The sequence below is a fragment of the Actinocrinis sp. genome (assembly GCF_035653575.1).
Lineage (GTDB): Bacteria > Actinomycetota > Actinomycetes > Streptomycetales > Catenulisporaceae > Actinocrinis.
In genome coordinates, this window is record NZ_DASRBQ010000027.1 from 1 (window position 1) to 16,076 (window position 16,076).

A 16,076-nucleotide genomic window follows, 5' to 3' on the forward strand; every position below is an offset into this window, starting at 1 on the left:
GGCCAGGCGGATCAGTTTCTTGTGGCCGATCGTGGTGTCGCTGGCGATCTGGTTCCAGCCGCTACCGTTCCACGCGTCCACCGCGTAGGACTCGACGCGCTGGCCGATGCCCAGGTCCTCCTGCACCGAGATCACGTCGAAGGTCTTGGCTGAGGGAAGCGTGAGCACCAGCGCCCCGGTGTTTCCGTTCGGCTGCCAGGAGGTGCTGGTATTGCCGTCCACGGCCAGGTTTGGCGTGTGGCCGCTGGTGTTCGAGGTGCCGCTGTCGTTGGCGGCGCTCGCGCCGGAGGCGAGGTTGGTGGCGAAGGTGGAGGAGATCGCGGCGCCGTACGTGTTCAGCGCCGTGACCGCGGTCGGGTCGAAGACGCCCTGCTGGTCGGGGCCGATGTCCAGCAGCTGGTTGCAGTTGCGGCCCACCGAGTTGTAGTAGCTGTCTTCCAGGGACGACTCGCTCAGCCAGGTGTCCCCTGGATGCCAGAACCAGTTGTGCGCGGCCGACAGGGTCAGGTTGCATTCGGGCGGGGCCCAGCGCAGCAGGTTCCATGCGCTGGTGCCGTCTGAGTTGCGCTGGGACAGCAGCGCGTCGCTGCCCAGGTCTGAGGCGCTGGGTCCGCCGGGCGGGTTGATGACGTTGTCCGCGGCGGTGGCGGGGTTGCCGTTGTACGGCACGACCGACCACTCGGAGGTGCGCGCGTTGCCGTACTCGTTGCCGACCCAGCGCACGTCCGGTCCGCCGTCGTTCTCGATGACCGCGTTGGGTTGCAGCGTGCGCACCATGCTGATCCAGTCGCTGAAGTCATAGGGCTGATAGCGGCCGGTCGGGTTGGCGCCGTCCCACCAGATCTCGTCGATCTCGCCGTAGCGGGTCAGCAGTTCGTAGAGGGTGTTCTCGTAGTAGGTGTTGTAGTCGTCGGAGTTGAAGTGGAACGTCACCCCGTTGACGACCTCCGACGGATCGGAGGGGATGGTCACCGGCTTGAAGGCGCTGCCGTTGGCGAAGCGTCCGCCGGAAAGGTTCTCGTGGATGTCGGCGGGTGAGAGGTAGATGCCTGGCTTGAGCCCGGCGTTGTGCATCGAGGTGGTGAAGCTCTTGACCACGTCGCCCTGGTGGTTGTCCCAGGAGGAGGACGCGACGCTGAAGCTGGTGTACTTGGACGGGAAGAGCAGGAAGCCGTCGTGGTGCTTGGCGGTCAGGATCGCCTCCTTGAACCCGTTGGCCTTCAGCACGCTGGCCCACTCGTCGGTGTTCAGGCCGGTGGGCTGGAAGATGTTCGGGTCCTCGGTGCCGGTGCCCCACTCCCGCCCGTCGTAGGTGTTCACCCCGAAGTGCAGGAATGCGGTCTCCTCCAGGTTCTCCCAGGCCAGCTGCCGGGACGACGGCACGACGTTCGCCGCGTTCGCGATGATCGTGGCGGGCGAGTCCGACGGCGCCACGGCGATCACCTCGCCCGGGGTCGCCGCGTGCGCCGGGCTCGTCACGGACAGCGTGAGCGCGGCCAGGCCGAGCGCACACAGCGCAGCGCGCGTGCGGCGCGAGGCAACGCCCGCTGAGGGCGCTGCGGGCGTTCGTTTGTGCGGATTCGCGCGATACACGGGAGGGTCCTTTCTAGACGTGCAGCCATGTGGGCTGGCTGCGAAGTGGGTTGGGGAAGGCGCGAGAAGGCGGCTGTTGGGGGCGTGACGCGTTATCCCAGAGACCATTGCTGGTTGCTGCCGCCGTTGCAGGTCCACAGTTCGATCGGGGTGCCGTCGGCGGTTCCGGCACCCGTCACGTCGAGGCAGAGTCCTGACTGCACACCGGTGATCGTGCCGTTGGAGTTGAGGTTCCACTGCTGATTCGGCTGGCCGTTGCAGGTCCAGATGATGGCCTTGGTCCCCGGACTGGCGCCCGCGCCGCGGTCGCCGCGCTCGCGGCGGGCCCCCGCGACAGGCCAGCGACTGGGAGCGGTGCGGCGCCCAAAGCCACGCTGATGCGCAAGAACAACGTCGGTCTCAGCATTCTGGTGCTTTGCCTTCTCTTCCGGTTGCGCTTACTGTTGCGCGCTCGATCCCACGAAACAGGCGCGATTGAGACACCGCGGCACCGTGACGCGCGCCGCGCTGGTACCCAAATTCCCGGCGGCGCGAATCGATTCGGTGCGAAACGTAGGACCACTTCTGGTCACTGTCAAGCAACGGTCCGTTATCCCAGACTCAGCAGGCGATCCCGTTCGATCAGTCGGGAAGAATCGCTGCATCACGCGCATCGCTCCCTGAGCAGGCAGGGTGTCGACAACGTGACACAGAGGCACTCCGGGGAGCCTTGGTGTCCATGTGGTTCAGCCAGCGGGCATGGAGCGCGATACTCATTCCGCCTCGTTGCTCTATCCATCCCATCAATTGCCCGTCTTGGCGCGCACCCGACGCCATCTCGCGAATCGTTTCGGGAAGGCCGATCGGGTGGACCCGCGCGCTGCCCCTGCCGGTGAACGGTTATGAAAGTTGCCGCGACGAAGCATGGCAAGTTGCTCGCACGGGTGACCTAACCTCGTCCGGGTCGCGTGTCCCGGCAGCCTGGGCGATCGCCCGGCGGCGTTAGTCAGCGGGTGGCCGCGGCGGCGGACTCGCTGGTGGATGCTGCGTTGGTAGTTGCTGCGTTGGCGGATGCAGCGGTGGTCGCGGGGGAGGCCAGCCGACTGATGATCGCGCCAACCTGCGTACGGTCCAGGGCCATGATCGCGTCGGTAAGCGTCGCCGGGCAGGATGGGGCGCACCCTGATCCTCCCGCAGTCGCGCAACTCGACGAAGAGCTCGTACTCTCGCGGATATCCGCTGGGGCGCGAACCCTTGCCGACGGCTGAGGGACGGATCGCCGCGGCGCCCGTACCGTGCGCAGGGCTGTCCGGGTGGAGCCGCCGCGCCGCGCGAGTCGCTCAAGTCGGCGTCACGCGTCCTCGGCGTACAGCGCCTCCACGTCGCCGGCGAACTGCGTCAGGACGTGTTGCCGCCGCGTTTTCTGAGTCGGCGTCAACTGGTCGCCGACCGTGAAGTATCCCGGCACGATGCGGAAGCGCTTGATCTGTTCAGGGCGGGAGACTTCCTCGTTCACCTCGTCGATCGCGCCCTGCACCGCCTCGCGCAGCGCGGGGTCCTCGTGCAGGTCCGCCACGGTGGCCGAGAACGGCAGGTGGTGCTCCGCCTTCCACTCCTCGAAGGATTCCGGGTCGAGCGCGACCAGGGCCGTGATGTACGGCCGCCGGTCACCCACGACGACGCACTGCTCGATCAGCCAGTGTGCGGCCAGCCGGTCCTCCAGGAAGGCGGGGGCGACGTTCTTGCCCGACGCGGTCACGATCAGATCCTTCTTGCGCCCGATCACGGAGAGGTATCCGTCGTTCAGCTCGCCGAGGTCGCCGGTGTGCAGCCATCCGTCCGCGTCCAGAGCCTCGTCAGTGGCCTGCGGATCGTTCCAATAGCCGCGGAACACCGCCGGGCCTTTGACCAGCACCTCCCCGTCCGGGTTGATCCGCACGGTGTTGCCGGGCAGCGGGCGGCCGACGGTGCCGACCCGCAGCGCGGCGGGCAGGCTCAGCGTGACCGGGGCGGCCGTCTCGGTCAGGCCCCAGCCGTCCAGCACGTTGACTCCGACGCCGCGCATGAAGTGCCCGAGCCGGGCGTCCAGCGGAGCGCCGCCGCTGGCGGCGTACCGCAGCTGTCCGCCGAAAGCGGCGCGCAGCCGCGCGTACAGGAGCCGGTCGAACAGGGCCCGCCGCATCCGCAGCCGCCACGACGGCGATCCGTCGTCCAGTGCGCGGCTGTATTCCACGGCCGTCTCCGCGGCGGCGCGGAAAAGCCGCGCCCGGCCGGACTGCTCGGCCTTGCGCTCGGCGCGGTTGTAGACCTTCTCCAGGATCCGCGGCACGACCAGGGTCACCTCGGGCCGGAATCCGGCAAGCTCCCGCGGCAGGTCGTCCAGATCGCTGGTGAAGCCGATACGCATGCCCGCCCGCACCCCGGCCAGGGTCGCGACGCGGGCCAGCACGTGCGCGAGCGGCAGGAACACCAGCATCGACGAGTCCTCCACGAGCACGAGGTCGGCGATGCCCTCGGCCTCGAGAATGCTGCTGACCTCCGCCACGAGGTTGCCGTGCGTCAGCACGCAGCCCTTCGGCCGGCCAGTCGTGCCCGAGGTGTAGACGATCGTCGCCGTCGAGTCCGCCGTCGCGGAGCGCCTGCGGCGTTCCACCTCGTCGCGGGTTATCGCCGCGCCGGAAGCCGAGAGCGCGGCGAATCCGGCGTCGTCCACCGTCCACATGCGGTCGGCGAGCGATCCGCAGGCCTCTGCTACCTCCGTGGCGAGCTGGCCGCCCTTGACGAACACCCCGGTCGCGCCGGAGTCGGTGAGTATGCCGGCGATCTGTGTCGGCGCGGCGGTGGGATAGGCGGGCACGGTGACGGCTCCGGCAGCCCAGATCGCGTAATCGCACACGACCCACTCGTAGCTGGTATCCGCTATCAACCCGATGCGATCACCGGCCTGAACGCCGGACGCGATCAAACCGGCGGCCACGGCGAGCACTTGATCGACGAACTCGCCCGCGGTCACGGACTGCCAGCTGCCGCCGGCCTTCCGCGCGAACGAAAGGTGGTCAGGGCGCTGCGCGGCCCAGTCGAAGATGTCGTCCGACGTGTTACGCGCCGGCCCGACGGTGAACCGCGCCGGCGTGGACGACTGTAGATTCAGGGATGAGACGGCCACGCTTCCAGCGTCCTGCGCCCGGCTCCGGGCGGCACGGGTCTTAGTTCGCCATCCGCGCGGGCCATTCGTCCCGAGGCGCCAGGGCACCGCGGCGGTCCGCGGCATAAATCGGCGAGGGAGTTGCAGGTCGCGGCATGGTGCGCAATCGCTACGCGGACCTCCTGCGGGTCGGGGCCATTGGCGGTGTCGTCTACGGCCATTGGCTCCTGATCTCGGCGACCTACCGGAACGGGCGACTCTCGGGCCTGGACGCCGTCGACTACGTCAGCTGGGGACGTTGGGTCACCTGGCTGTTCCAGGTGATGCCGGTGTTCTTCCTCGTGGGTGGATTCGTCAACGCGCAGTCCTGGAGCATCCATCACGAGCGCGGCGAGACCTGGACGCGGTGGGTCCGCGAGCGTGCCCTGCGGTTGCTGTGGCCCACGGGCGCGTTCGTCGTGGTCGCCCTCCTCGCCGTCATGGCGGCAAAGGCCGCGCGCGTGCCGTCGGCGGAACTTGCGGAGTCGGCCTGGCTGGTCGCGCTGCAGCTGTGGTTCCTGCCGGTCTACCTGACGCTCATCGCGCTCACTCCGATCATGTTGGCGCTGCATCGGGGTTGGGGCTTGGCGGTGCCCTGCGTCATGGCCGCGGCGGCCGGGTCGGTCAGCGTGGTCCTGACGGGGCGGCATCCACCCGCCGTCGGATATGCCAACTACTTTTTCGTATGGGGTTCGATCCACCAGTGGGGGTTCGCCTGGCAGGACCGGAGCCTCACCACGCCGCGGTGGCGCCTGTACGCGCTGACTGCGGCCGGGGCCGTGTTGCTGACCGCGCTGGTCGTCTCGCGGTCCTTCAAGGTGGACATGGTCGGCTCCGGGAACACGAACCCGCCGTCGATCGCGCTGCTCGCGTTCGCCGCGGCACAGTGCGGCCTCGTGTTGCTGGCCGAGCCGTGGATGTCCCGAATCCTGGCGGTCCGGGTGCGGCTCTGGCACGCGGTAAGGCGGCTCAACGGCACCGTGATGACGGTGTACCTGTGGCATTTCGTGCCGGCGATCGTCATCGCAGTGGCCTTCTATCCCACGAAGGTCATGCCGCAGCCGCCGATCGGCAGCGCGCAGTGGTGGGAGTTGCGGCCGGTGTGGTGGGCGCTGCTGACCGTGGTGCTGGTGCCGCTGGTTGCCGCGGTGATGTGGGCGGAACGCCCGATGCTGCGTCTTCCCTCCGGCCTTGGCCCGCCTGGTCGCTGGTCGCCGATCCTGCTGCTGGCCGGACTCATCGCGGCCTCGGTGGCACTGGCGCGACTGGCTATCGGCGGGTTCGCGCCCGCGGGACAACTGCCCGTGTGGACCCTGCTCTTGGGCGGCCTTGGGCTTGTGGCGACGCTGTTCAGCGGGCGCGCCACCGACGAGCCGGATGCTTCACCCGATCCGGATTCAGCGTCTTGACGGTGCCGAACCGGTGCCCGCTCGGGCGGCGCCGAGGTCCGCGGCGACGGTGACGGCTTGGCGCGCGTCGCCGTGGGCGCCGAGGTACACGGTGATGCCCATGGTGCGCAGCATCCGCATCATGCCGGGCCCGATGTGCTCGGCCACCACGGCTCCGACGTGCTGCTCGCGCACGAACCGCGCCACGCGTGCGTGGTGCGCGCCCTCGCTGCCGGTGTCGTGCAGGACGTCCCAGCACACTTCGTGCTCCCACCAGCCGGTGATCTCGCCGTCGTCGATGTCCGCGACCGCGACTTGGTGGGCCCGCCCCCAGCGCCCGTCGACCTGGTCATCTCCGGTGATGGGAATACAGATCCGCATCGCGCACCCTCCTCAAGCGGCGGGCTGATCGGCTCTGATCAGGTGGAAGACGGGATGCAGGGCGGCTTCGGCGCTGAAGTCCTCGACCGGGGAGTCCGGCCGGGCGCGGAAGTACGGCTGCGTGACTTTGGCGATGCGGACGTAGTGCTTGAGCACATATCCGGCCTGCTGCGCCGGCAGTTCGCGGACCTCGTACACGTGGGTCGTGCGGCCGCGGGTCAGTTCGACCTTGCCGGCAGCGCGCGCGTTGTGCACCCAGGAGACCGGTCCGTACGGGGCGACCAGCCAACGCTGCCCGTTGAGCACCACCAGGATCACGGGGTTCCGGCGCGGGCGGCCGGTCTTGCGGCCCCTGGTCGTGAGCAGGTAGGTGTGCGGGATCAGGCCCGCGCGCGCGAGGATGCTGGTGAACGCGTTCTCCACGTGGCGCAGGCGGCCGGGCTGGTAGCGGCGAGTCGGCCACACTTGGTCGCCTCGCGGCGGGGCAGTCTGGGAGCCCGCTTGGCCGTCAGGCACATGACCGTTGGCGGCCGCCTGGTCAACGTCCGGACCCTGCTTGCTCTGCTCCGAGCCGCCCTGTTCCGAGATCCCCTGTTCCGACGTGCTCTGTTCGGACGTGCTCTGATCCGACACTGCGATCGCCTCATTCCTCAATGCCCCTGCCGTCAGGCTCGCACCGGGCGCAGATCGGCCCCAGGGCATAAGGACCCCGGATCCAGGTGGCCGAATCGCGTCGTCGGAGGCCACGTCTGCGCGGCGAGCGCTCAGGCCTTCGGCTCAGCCGACGGCTCGGCGGGTTCGACGGGCTCGGCTGCGGGCGCGTCCGGCTCGGTTGCCGGCGCTTCGGGCTCGGTGCTTGGCTGACTCTGCGCCGTCGGCGCGCTCGCCTTCTGCGGTGCTTGCGGGCTTCTGACATAGAGGCCGCGCAGGTAGCGCAGCATGGCGTTGTAGCGCGTATCCGTGCCCGAGTGTCCGGTGCTGCTGACGGTCTCCCGGCGGGATTCTGTGCCAGCGTGGTGGCTTTCTGAGGAGGTGCCGCTCACGGTGCCCGCCTCCCTTCTCGGTCCCGGTGGATCACAGCATCCCGCGCCGGACCTGGCGTGACCAGGGCCGTTCGACCCGTCATGGTCACCAGGCGGCGCATGGAAAGTAGCCTCGGCGGGAAGCCTCACGCCTATCGGCAAGGACGACAGGCGATGCCCGTTGTGAGGGAAGGCCGCGACGGCGGCTGCTCGAGGTGAGGCTGCCGCCGTCGCGGTGTCAGCGTGCTTATTCGCGGCTATCGCGGTACGGGACCTGTCGCCCGCATCCTGCCGCGGCCGAAGCCGGCCAGTCCGACGATCACGAGGCCGAGCAGCACCGCCACGCCTCCGGCGATGCAGTTGCTGGTGATCGTGCGCGTGGTGTGCACGCTTCCGGCCACCGCCCACGGCGCGACAACCGTCCAGACGCCGATCAGGGTCGCGGCCCAGGCCATGGCGTGCGTGCGCTGGTAGGCCGAGCCGAAGCCCGCCACGAGCAGCGTGTAACCGATGCCGGTGATCAGGTCGTTGACCGCGAGCGTGGAGAAGCCGCTGAATCCGGCGATCCACGGCGACGCCGCCAGGTACAAGCCCGTCAGGATGCCGAGCGCCTCGGCCCCCTGCACGCTCGGCGTGGCGGTCGCGCGCTCGAAGCGCGCGCCGAGGTCCAGCAGGTCCGGGTGGCGTCCGATGTCCGGCTGATTGATCGGAGTGGTCAAGGTGACCACCTCCTCGGGAAACCGGGAACTCGGCCCCTCCTCCGCCCGGCGGCGAGCGTCGGGCGGCCGAAGCGGCCCTTTCGGTTTCCACCCAAGCGCCGCCGGCGGGCGCGGCCTAGAGGCTCAAGGCCCGTGCGGGTTTCGATGGACGCCGTCCGCGCCGGTACCTCATGCTTGGACGTTCGCTCAGGCCGTTCGGCTCCCGGGAACCAGGGCGGCAGTGGCCGGGTCAGTACACGAGCACGCTGGTTCCGATGGGCGCGAGATTGCCGGCCCACATCCAGTTGATCGCCGCGTTGCTGACGCGCACGCAACCGTGTGACGCAGGGTAGGGCGGTACGTCGGGGTACCCGTGGATCGCGATTCCGCCGTTGAAGTACTTCGGCCGCCACAGCACGCCCAACGGCGAGTGGTCGCTGCCGTCGACCTGCCGGAAGATGCGGTAGCTACCGGTCGGAGTCACGGCGATGTACGTCGAGCCGCCCACGGTGTAAGCCGCGCCGCTGCCGGTCGAGGTGTCGAGCACCGTGTCGACGTGGCCGTTCGTCACCAGCAGCAGCAGTTGCCGGGCCAGGTTGATCTCGATGACGTGCCCGGAGCTGCTGTGTGCCGCCGGCCGGATCGCGCGTGCCAGCGCCGCGGCACTACGCGGGCCGAACACTCCGTCGCGCGGCAGGCCCGCGGCCTTCTGCAAGGCCACCACCGCCTGCCGCGTCAGGTCGCCGTATGTTCCGTCAGGCGTTCCGAGCCAGTAGCCGAGCGAGCCGAGTTGCCGCTGAAGCGCCAGCACGGCCGGGCCGCTGTCGCCGGGACGCATTATCGACTGGCCGCCGGGCGCCGTCGTGCCAGGAGTCCTCGAAGCGGTGGGGGCTGGCGAACCTGCGGTTGGCGACGGCGAACCGGAACCGGTCGGGGCCGAGGTGGTCACGGTGGGGCTGGGCCGCGGACTCGACGGGACCGGCGCCGGCCCGGCGTTGGTTATGCTGTTCTGCGGCTGCGCACCTGCGTTCCCTGACGAGCCGGCGCATCCGGCGATTGCCGACATGAACAGGGCCGCAGCGGCCAGCAGAGTCGCCGCCGCGGTCCGGACGCCACAACGAGCCTTCACAATTCGACCGTAGGCGTCACACGACGATCCCGCGACAGGACCTTGGGCCCTACCCTGCCGGGCTCAAGGCCCGAGCTCGGCGCAGAATTGCCGCGTCGTTGGTCCATCCCAGTCGAGGCCTTTGCGCCCCTGCGGGGCGCCCCCGCGCGGAGCAGGATCGCCGAGAAGGCCGCCACCACGGCATCCGCGAGGGAGCGATCACCATGTCGGAGCGAACACTGCGCCACCTGATCCAGCGGCACCTGACCGAATTCCTGGACGACTGGTACGGGCGTCCCGCGAATGCCGGACGACAACCCGATGAACGCGACTTCGCGACGTGGCTGGCAGGCGACGGCCGCCGCGAACTCGGCCATGCCGCGCGATAACCGAGCGCCGCGCACCGCTCAGGCAACCGTCTCGATCAGCCCGTATCCGCCGGCATAGCGCGCGTAAAGCAGGCGGCCGCGACCCGCAGCGGCATCTGTGAAGAACAGGTGCGTTTCACCAAAGGCAGTCAGTCGTGTCAAGGCGCTGCTGAGAGACAGCCGCGGTGGCGGGTACAGGTCAGTCACCAGAACAGCCGGCGCCGATCGGGACGACTCGGCGCGTTCGATGCAGGCCATCCGGTAACCGCAGGGGCCGTCCCGACATACGACCGCTTCGGTGCCGGTTTGCGGATCCCGGAACATGTGCGCCTGGTAGTCGAGGGCGTCGAGCGCCAGAATCGCCTCCATCGACGTCAGCGGCTTGAGCCGCACCGGCTTGCGGCGGCTGATCACGGCGGGCCCGGTCGGCACCGGTGAGACCCGGGTCAGCGGATCCGGCCAGGGCCGCACCCACACACCCGAACTCGGCACCACCAGCTGCCGCGCGATCCGGGCGACCAGCAGCTCGGCGAGCTCCTCCGGGTGATCGCATGCGGCCTGCGACCGAAGCGCCCATCCGAGGGCGGTGAAGTTCACCTGGCCGACGATCGGGCCGCGGCCGTCCTCGGAAGCCCTGACCCGCACCCGCAGATCGCTGACATCCCAGGCGGGCTCGGCGAGCGCGGTCGACACCTGATCCGTCAACCGCTCCGTCAGATCCGCCGCCTGCCGGGTTCCGCGATATCCCACCGCCAAGACCATGAAGCCGTCCTCCGATCGAGTCACCGGCAGCGTCGCCGCCCGGCTGGACCCCGACCAGAGTCGTTGGTCCCGCGCCGCCTCGTGCCCCCGCGGCGACGGCAGCGCGGGACGGAACAGGGACTCAATGCCCTGGTGCGGCAGCGCCGGGTGACAAGACTGAAGGTGAGCGTTTACGAGAGAAGGTGTCGCCGTGAACGCCGAACGCAGTGCGCGGGTGATCGTGGGTGTGGACCGATCGCCACAGGGTCTGGCGGCGTTGCGAGCGGCGGCCACCCAGGCCGCCTGGCGCGGGGTGCCGTTGCACGCGGTCCGCGTCGAGGCGCTCTGGTCGGACTCCGACACCAAGCAGATCGACGCGGCGTTCAAAGACGCGTTCGGCGGCGTTCCGGCCGGATTGACCATCCTGCGCAGCATTCAGCCTCCGCCGGTCGCCTCGGCCTTGGCCGAATACGCGGACGGACCCGATGACCTGCTGGTGATCGGCAGCAGCGGCGGCGGCCTGTGGCACGCGCTGTGGTCGGGATCGGTACCGCTCGCCTGCATCCGCAAGGCGCGCTGCGAACTGCTCGTCGTACCGCCTCCGCCGCTGGCCCGCGAGTTGCGGGGACGCCGGCTCTGGCGTCGCCGGCAACCGGACTTGTGGAGCAGGTTCGAGCACGAAACTGCGGCCAATCGCGGCTGAGGCCGCTCGGCTCCGCCGCGTTGCGCAGAGCCGACCCGGTCGTGCTCCTGGTCGCGCGCGGTGGATTTCCCGTGGCCGCCGAGGTCGCGGAGGCTCCGCCAAGAAGGTCCGCTGAACGGTGCCCGCACGGCCCTGCTGGCCCGGGCCGTTCGGCCCGTGCCGTGATCGCCGGCTTCGACAAGGGTTTGCTGGTACCGGCCGCGCAGGGCGACCGGATCAGCGACCCCTCCGAGGTGGCGATCATGAAGCAGGTTCCGTCGACACGCATCGCCCCGCAGGTCTACGCGTCGAAGCGGGTGCGCGTGATCAGACGCCGCCGGGCGCGCCGAGAGCTTCCCGAACTGGACCTGCGCACCCCGTCCGGGCGCCGGACGCTGCCGTACTGAGTCACGGGAAGCTGCCGCCTCCATCCTCGCGGCGGGACTTGAGACCCTGTCGGCCGTGGCGGGCGCGCACAAGGCTGGGGCCAGGAGAAGGGGGAGGGGTGCGATGGATCCGGTGAGCTCGGCGAGCGCGGAGTTCCAGGGCTGCCGGCTGATCCTGCTGCGACACGGGCAGAGCGAGTTCAACGCCGCCAACCGCTTCACCGGCTGGGCGGACCCTCCGCTGACCGGATTCGGCGAACTCGAGGCGGTGCAGGCCGGGCAGGCCATCGCGGCAGCCGGGTGCCGCCCCGACGTCGCCTTCACCTCGCTGCTTCAGCGGGCAGTCGCGACGACGCGCCTGGTCTTGACCGCGGCCGACCGCCCCTGGGTACCCGTGCACCGCTCCTGGCAGTTGAACGGCCGGCACTACGGTGCACTCCAGGGCAAGGACAAGAACCTCGTGCGAGCGGAGTTCGGCGCGGAACGAGTGCAGCGGTGGCGCCGCTCCTACGACGGGCGGCCGCCCGCGCTACGGGAAGACCCGAACCTCGCCGATCCCCGCTACGCCGCCCTGCCGCCCCGGGTGCTGCCGCACACCGAGAGCCTGCGGGACGTCACCGCGCGGCTCCTGCCGTACTGGAGCGACGCAGTCGCCCCGGAGCTGCGCGCCGGCCGGGTGGTGCTCATCGTGGCGCACGGCAACACCCTGCGCGCCCTGATCAAGTGGCTCGACGGGATCTCCGACGCGGAGATCACCCGGCTGGAGGTACCGACCGCGCGTCCGCTGCTCTACCTTCTCGACGCGGCCGGAAAGCCCCTCGTGCCGGGCGGAGTGTTCCTCGTCGGCGCCCCATCGCGCGGAAAGTGAGGACACATGTCCAGAAACGCAAGTCAGAACGCCGAGTCGATACTCGTCGAGATGACCGGGCCGTTCACCCGCGAGGAGCGGCGCTACGCCGTCGAGAAGTTCCACGCCCTGGCGGCTTATGCACACCGGCCGCTGCGCAGGGTGCACGTGACCGTCGTGGTCTCCGGCAATCCCGGAGCGGTGCATCCCGTCCAGCTCAGCGCGACGATCGACCTGGACGGCCGTCCGGTGCAGTCGCATGCCGCCGGCGACAGCGTGCGCGAATGCGTGGACCTCGCGCGTCAGCAGCTCTACAACAGGCTGATTCGGCAGCGGGCGCCGCACTCCCGGAAACGGATCGCGCGGACCCGCCACCCGGATCAGTAGAGCTCACCTGCGGGCCCCGCCCTGGGACCGGTAGATCAGCCCGCGCGCCCCGTATACCGGAGCGGCGAACATGTGGAACATCATCTTGAGCAACCACCCGACCGCGAAGACGGTCAGGATGGTCAGCCAGAACAGCACGGCGACGAAGATGAAAACGAGAGGCATGGTGACTCGCCCTTCTCGGGAGTCGCGGAGGCACTGCGGGGCGGTCGGACCGTCTTAACGGCCATGCTGCTCGCGATCCGGCGGTGCGCATCCTGTCGAAAGGCCCGAGCTGCCGGTCCGATGGTCCGCGACCGGCAGCCCGTGATCGGCAGCCCGTGATCGGCCCGCGATGAGCCGTCGGCGGTCAGCCGTCGGTGCCCGGCTGCGCCTGGATGGCTGTGATCGCCACGGTCGTCACGATGTCCTCGACCAAGGCTCCCCGTGACAGATCATTGATCGGCTTGTTCAGGCCCTGCATGATCGGCCCGATCGCGACCGCGCCCGCCGAGCGCTGCACGGCCTTGTAGGTGTTGTTGCCGGTGTTGAGGTCGGGGAAGATCAGCACGGTCGCGTGGCCGGCCACGATCGAACCGGGCGCCTTGGTCAACGCGACGTCCGGTTCGACCGCGGCGTCGTACTGGATCGGCCCCTCGACCGGCAGGTCCGGGCGCAGCGCGCGGACGAGCTGCGTCGCCTTGCGCACCTTCTCCACATCGACCCCGCGGCCCGAGTCCCCGGTCGAATACGACAGCAGCGCGATCCGCGGCTCGATGCCGAAGCGCGCGGCGGTCCCGGCGCTGCGCATCGCGATGTCGGCCAGCTGCTCGGCGTTCGGGTCCGGATTGACCGCGCAGTCGCCGTAGACCAGCACACGGTCCGGCAGGCACATGAAGAACACCGAGGAGGCCAACGCGACCTGTGGTGCGGTTCCGATGATCTCGAAGGCCGGTCGCAGGGTGGCCGCCGTGGAGTGCGCGGCGCCGCTGACCATCCCGTCGGCCAGGCCCTCGTGCACCAGCAGCGCGCCGAAGTAGCCGGGGTCGTAGACGATGTCGCGCGCCTGCGCCTCCGTGACGCCCTTGTGCGCCCGCAGCCGAGCGTAGGTGCGCGCGAAACGCTTGTGCAGAACCGACGCCGCGGGGTCGAGGATGCGCACCCGCGCCTCGCGCTCGCCCCGGTCGACGTCGAGGCGCAGGTCCACGCCGAGCTCTGCGACGCGGCGACGGATCGCGTCCGGCGATCCGAGCAGGGTCAGGTTGCACACGTTGCGGCGCACGAGCACCTCGGCCGCGCGCAGGATGCGCTCCTCGGAGCCTTCCGGCAGCACGATGTCGCGCAGCCGCGGGGCTCGCGCCCGCTCCATCAGTTCGCGCTCGAACATCATCGGCGTGACGCGCTGCACCCGGCCGAGAGCGATCCGCTCGGCGAGCGCGGTGGTGTTCACGTGCAGCTCGAAGTGCCCGAGCGCGGCGTCGACCTTGCGCGGGTCGGCCGCCGCCACGTCGCCCTTGAGCGCGGAGAGGGTCGTGGCCGCCACGAAGCTGTCCGAGGCCGTCAGCGCCACCGGCGTGCCCGGCGCGAGCCGCTCGGCCAGCCGGAGGATCTGCTCGCCGGGCGGCTGACCCAGCGTCAGCAGCACACCCGCGATCGGCGGCGAACCGGCCGAATGGGCGGCGAGCGCACCGATCAGCAGGTCGGCCCGGTCACCGGGCGCGATCACGAGGTGGCCCTCGCCGAGAGCTGCCAAGAAGCGGGGGAGCGCGGCGCCGCCGAAAACGTAGCCGCGCACCAGCCGGGCCAGTCCGTCCTGGTCGCCCAACAGCACCTCGGCGCTCGTGGCCGCGACGGCCTCCGCGACCGTCGGGGCCCGCAGCGAAGGCTCCTCCGGGATGACGAAGACCGGCACCGGGCACTGCTCACCCAGCAGCCGTGAGACGACCTGCTCGTCCTCCGGGTCCACCCGGTTGGCGATCACGCCGACCACGGCGCACCCCAGATCGGTGTAGACGCGATGGGCGTTGCGCACCTCGGCGACGACCGTGGCGGCCTGTTGCTTTCGTCCGCCGACGACCGGCAGCAGCAGCGCGCCGAACTCGGCGGCGAGGCTGGCGTTGAGCGTTACCTCATCGGGAATGGTGCCGCTCGAGAAGTCGGTGCCGAGCACCAGCACCGCGTCGCAGTGGCGGCACAGGTCCCGCAGCCGGTCCACCAGCAGCCGCACCAGCTCGTCGGCGCCCTGCTCGGCCCGGATCACGGCCGCCTGTTCGTACGAGTATCCGTAAAGCAGTTCGGGCGGGGCGGAGACGCGGTATCGCGCCCGCAGCAGTTCGATCACCGGATCGCCGCCGCTGCGCCCGACGGGCCGGAAGACCCCGATCCGGCGGGCATGGCGGGCAAGCAGCTCCGTGACGCCGAGCTCGATCAGCGTGCGCCCGTCGCCGGGGCCGACCCCGGCCACGCAGACCACGCGACAGCGCGCCGCCTCGGCACCGTCCCCGGCGGCATGGTCTCGGGCAGCACTGCCCTTGGCGCTGTCCTCGACGGCACCGTCTTCCTCGGCACTGTCCTCGGCGGGCCGGTCAACCACGGGTCGGCTCCTTGCTCACCTCGTCGAGCAACGTGAACTGCGCGACTACGCTATCCACGCCGTCGACCTGGCGTAAGAGCTTTCCGGCCAGCGCCATCTCCCCGGGCTCGCCGACCCGTCCGCGCAACCGGACCGCGCCGTGCGCGACCTTCACGTCCAGGACCTCGCCGCCGACGTCGATCACCCGGTCGACCACGCGCCTGCGGATTTCATCATCGGTGGGCGATATCGCGTTCATGACTACAGCACAACGCCGCGCCGCCCGTGCGGACAGGGGCGATGGTCCCCGCAGCCGCGGTCGCGCGCTTCGCGGGGTCGCCCGGCGCCGCCGTACGGGACCTTCGGCCCCCGGCCGGCGGTAACCTTGGCCCTGCTGCGCCGCCCGGCCCGATGCGACGCTCATGGCGTGGACGGCAAACCTGGTACCGAAACGCTAGAGCGTGTCGCAGACGCCGCGATCGCCGCGGCCGCCGCTGCCGCGACGGGGCAGGGCGACGTGTGGCGGGCGTTCGAACCGCTGCAAACGTCGAATCCGGCGTGCTGCTGTTGCGCGCAGCCGGTTGTCAGGTTCGTGATGCCGGTTACCGACTCCGAGCGCGAGCCGACCGATCTGCTGCTGTGCGGGCACCATTTCCGCGTCTCGCGCGCCGCGCTCGCGGCGGCCGGGGCGGTCGTGTTCGACGCGGGCGATGTTCTGGTGCGGCTGCCAGCTTGACGCGTGCGGGTGCGGTGCCGGCGTG

The 16,076-nt window shown here is 70.2% G+C and carries 18 protein-coding genes and 1 pseudogene; 7 read left to right on the forward strand and 12 right to left on the reverse strand.

Going from position 1 to position 16,076, the window contains the following annotated elements; all coding sequences use genetic code 11:
- The 3 genes and pseudogenes from VFA06_RS04490 to VFA06_RS04500 all read right to left on the reverse strand — a co-directional run.
- Positions 1 to 1,479, reverse strand: a 1,479-nt coding sequence (locus VFA06_RS04490) for an alpha-L-fucosidase (RefSeq protein ID WP_324839101.1), incomplete at its 3' end; no start/stop codon positions are given.
- A gap of 206 nt (positions 1,480 to 1,685) precedes the next feature.
- A pseudogene (locus VFA06_RS04495) lies at positions 1,686 to 1,895 on the reverse strand (RICIN domain-containing protein); the annotation flags it as partial.
- A 1,028-nt stretch (positions 1,896 to 2,923) separates the two neighbouring features.
- Positions 2,924 to 4,738: a long-chain fatty acid--CoA ligase gene (locus VFA06_RS04500; protein WP_324839102.1), complete on the reverse strand. Its 1,815-nt coding sequence runs from the start codon at positions 4,736 to 4,738 to the stop codon at positions 2,924 to 2,926.
- A 134-nt stretch (positions 4,739 to 4,872) separates the two neighbouring features.
- Between VFA06_RS04500 and VFA06_RS04505 the strand changes: the two genes are divergently transcribed.
- Positions 4,873 to 6,165, forward strand: coding sequence for an acyltransferase (locus VFA06_RS04505; protein ID WP_324839103.1), 1,293 nt, complete (start codon positions 4,873 to 4,875; stop codon positions 6,163 to 6,165).
- Here VFA06_RS04505 and VFA06_RS04510 read toward each other — a convergent pair.
- From VFA06_RS04510 to VFA06_RS04530, 5 genes are all read right to left on the reverse strand, one after another.
- Positions 6,154 to 6,525, reverse strand: coding sequence for a NifB/NifX family molybdenum-iron cluster-binding protein (locus VFA06_RS04510; protein ID WP_324839104.1), 372 nt, complete (start codon positions 6,523 to 6,525; stop codon positions 6,154 to 6,156). The genes VFA06_RS04505 and VFA06_RS04510 overlap by 12 nt on opposite strands.
- A gap of 12 nt (positions 6,526 to 6,537) precedes the next feature.
- Positions 6,538 to 7,158, reverse strand: a complete 621-nt coding sequence (locus tag VFA06_RS04515; protein ID WP_324839105.1) for a nitroreductase family deazaflavin-dependent oxidoreductase — start codon at positions 7,156 to 7,158, stop codon at positions 6,538 to 6,540.
- 131 nt (positions 7,159 to 7,289) lie between these two features.
- A complete protein-coding gene (locus tag VFA06_RS04520; RefSeq protein WP_324839106.1) occupies positions 7,290 to 7,568 on the reverse strand; it encodes a hypothetical protein in 279 nt (92 codons plus the stop codon).
- Positions 7,569 to 7,804: 236 nt separating this feature from the next.
- Positions 7,805 to 8,266 carry an SPW repeat protein gene (locus VFA06_RS04525; protein WP_324839107.1) on the reverse strand — a complete coding sequence of 154 codons (462 nt, stop codon included), beginning with the start codon at positions 8,264 to 8,266 and terminating at the stop codon, positions 7,805 to 7,807.
- 229 nt (positions 8,267 to 8,495) lie between these two features.
- Positions 8,496 to 9,083 (reverse strand): L,D-transpeptidase family protein, encoded by a 588-nt coding sequence (locus tag VFA06_RS04530; RefSeq protein ID WP_324839108.1) that lies wholly within the window; start codon positions 9,081 to 9,083, stop codon positions 8,496 to 8,498.
- A gap of 494 nt (positions 9,084 to 9,577) precedes the next feature.
- On the opposite strand from VFA06_RS04530, the gene VFA06_RS04535 reads away from it, so the two are divergent.
- Complete coding sequence (locus VFA06_RS04535; protein WP_324839109.1) at positions 9,578 to 9,742, forward strand: hypothetical protein; 165 nt, start codon at positions 9,578 to 9,580, stop codon at positions 9,740 to 9,742.
- Between the two features lie 18 nt (positions 9,743 to 9,760).
- Here VFA06_RS04535 and VFA06_RS04540 read toward each other — a convergent pair whose 3' ends face one another.
- The gene (locus tag VFA06_RS04540) at positions 9,761 to 10,483 is read right to left on the reverse strand and encodes a sigma 54 modulation/S30EA ribosomal C-terminal domain-containing protein (RefSeq protein ID WP_324839110.1); all 723 of its coding nucleotides are present in this window, start codon (positions 10,481 to 10,483) and stop codon (positions 9,761 to 9,763) included.
- A gap of 190 nt (positions 10,484 to 10,673) precedes the next feature.
- Between VFA06_RS04540 and VFA06_RS04545 the strand changes: the two genes are divergently transcribed.
- The 4 genes from VFA06_RS04545 to VFA06_RS04560 all read left to right on the forward strand — a co-directional run bounded on the left by VFA06_RS04545 (position 10,674) and on the right by VFA06_RS04560 (position 12,764).
- Positions 10,674 to 11,165, forward strand: a complete 492-nt coding sequence (locus VFA06_RS04545) for a universal stress protein (protein WP_324839111.1) — start codon at positions 10,674 to 10,676, stop codon at positions 11,163 to 11,165.
- Between the two features lie 161 nt (positions 11,166 to 11,326).
- Complete coding sequence (locus tag VFA06_RS04550) at positions 11,327 to 11,551, forward strand: hypothetical protein (RefSeq protein WP_324839112.1); 225 nt, start codon at positions 11,327 to 11,329, stop codon at positions 11,549 to 11,551.
- Between the two features lie 103 nt (positions 11,552 to 11,654).
- Complete coding sequence (locus VFA06_RS04555) at positions 11,655 to 12,398, forward strand: 2,3-bisphosphoglycerate-dependent phosphoglycerate mutase (protein WP_324839113.1); 744 nt, start codon at positions 11,655 to 11,657, stop codon at positions 12,396 to 12,398.
- Between the two features lie 6 nt (positions 12,399 to 12,404).
- The gene (locus VFA06_RS04560; protein WP_324839114.1) at positions 12,405 to 12,764 is read left to right on the forward strand and encodes a hypothetical protein; all 360 of its coding nucleotides are present in this window, start codon (positions 12,405 to 12,407) and stop codon (positions 12,762 to 12,764) included.
- Positions 12,765 to 12,767: 3 nt separating this feature from the next.
- On the opposite strand, the gene VFA06_RS04565 is transcribed toward VFA06_RS04560, so the two are convergent.
- The 3 genes from VFA06_RS04565 to VFA06_RS04575 form a co-directional block, all read right to left on the reverse strand.
- Entirely contained in the window at positions 12,768 to 12,929 is a 162-nt protein-coding gene (locus VFA06_RS04565; protein ID WP_324839115.1) for a hypothetical protein, read from the reverse strand.
- A 184-nt stretch (positions 12,930 to 13,113) separates the two neighbouring features.
- Positions 13,114 to 15,216, reverse strand: coding sequence for a phosphate acetyltransferase (pta, locus tag VFA06_RS04570; RefSeq protein ID WP_349260050.1), 2,103 nt, complete (start codon positions 15,214 to 15,216; stop codon positions 13,114 to 13,116).
- Positions 15,217 to 15,328: 112 nt separating this feature from the next.
- The gene (locus VFA06_RS04575) at positions 15,329 to 15,574 is read right to left on the reverse strand and encodes a BON domain-containing protein (protein WP_324839118.1); all 246 of its coding nucleotides are present in this window, start codon (positions 15,572 to 15,574) and stop codon (positions 15,329 to 15,331) included.
- 126 nt (positions 15,575 to 15,700) lie between these two features.
- Here VFA06_RS04575 and VFA06_RS04580 point away from each other — a divergent pair, with 126 nt between their 5' ends.
- The gene (locus VFA06_RS04580; protein WP_324839119.1) at positions 15,701 to 16,051 is read left to right on the forward strand and encodes a DUF7455 domain-containing protein; all 351 of its coding nucleotides are present in this window, start codon (positions 15,701 to 15,703) and stop codon (positions 16,049 to 16,051) included.
- Positions 16,052 to 16,076: the final 25 nt, after the last annotated feature.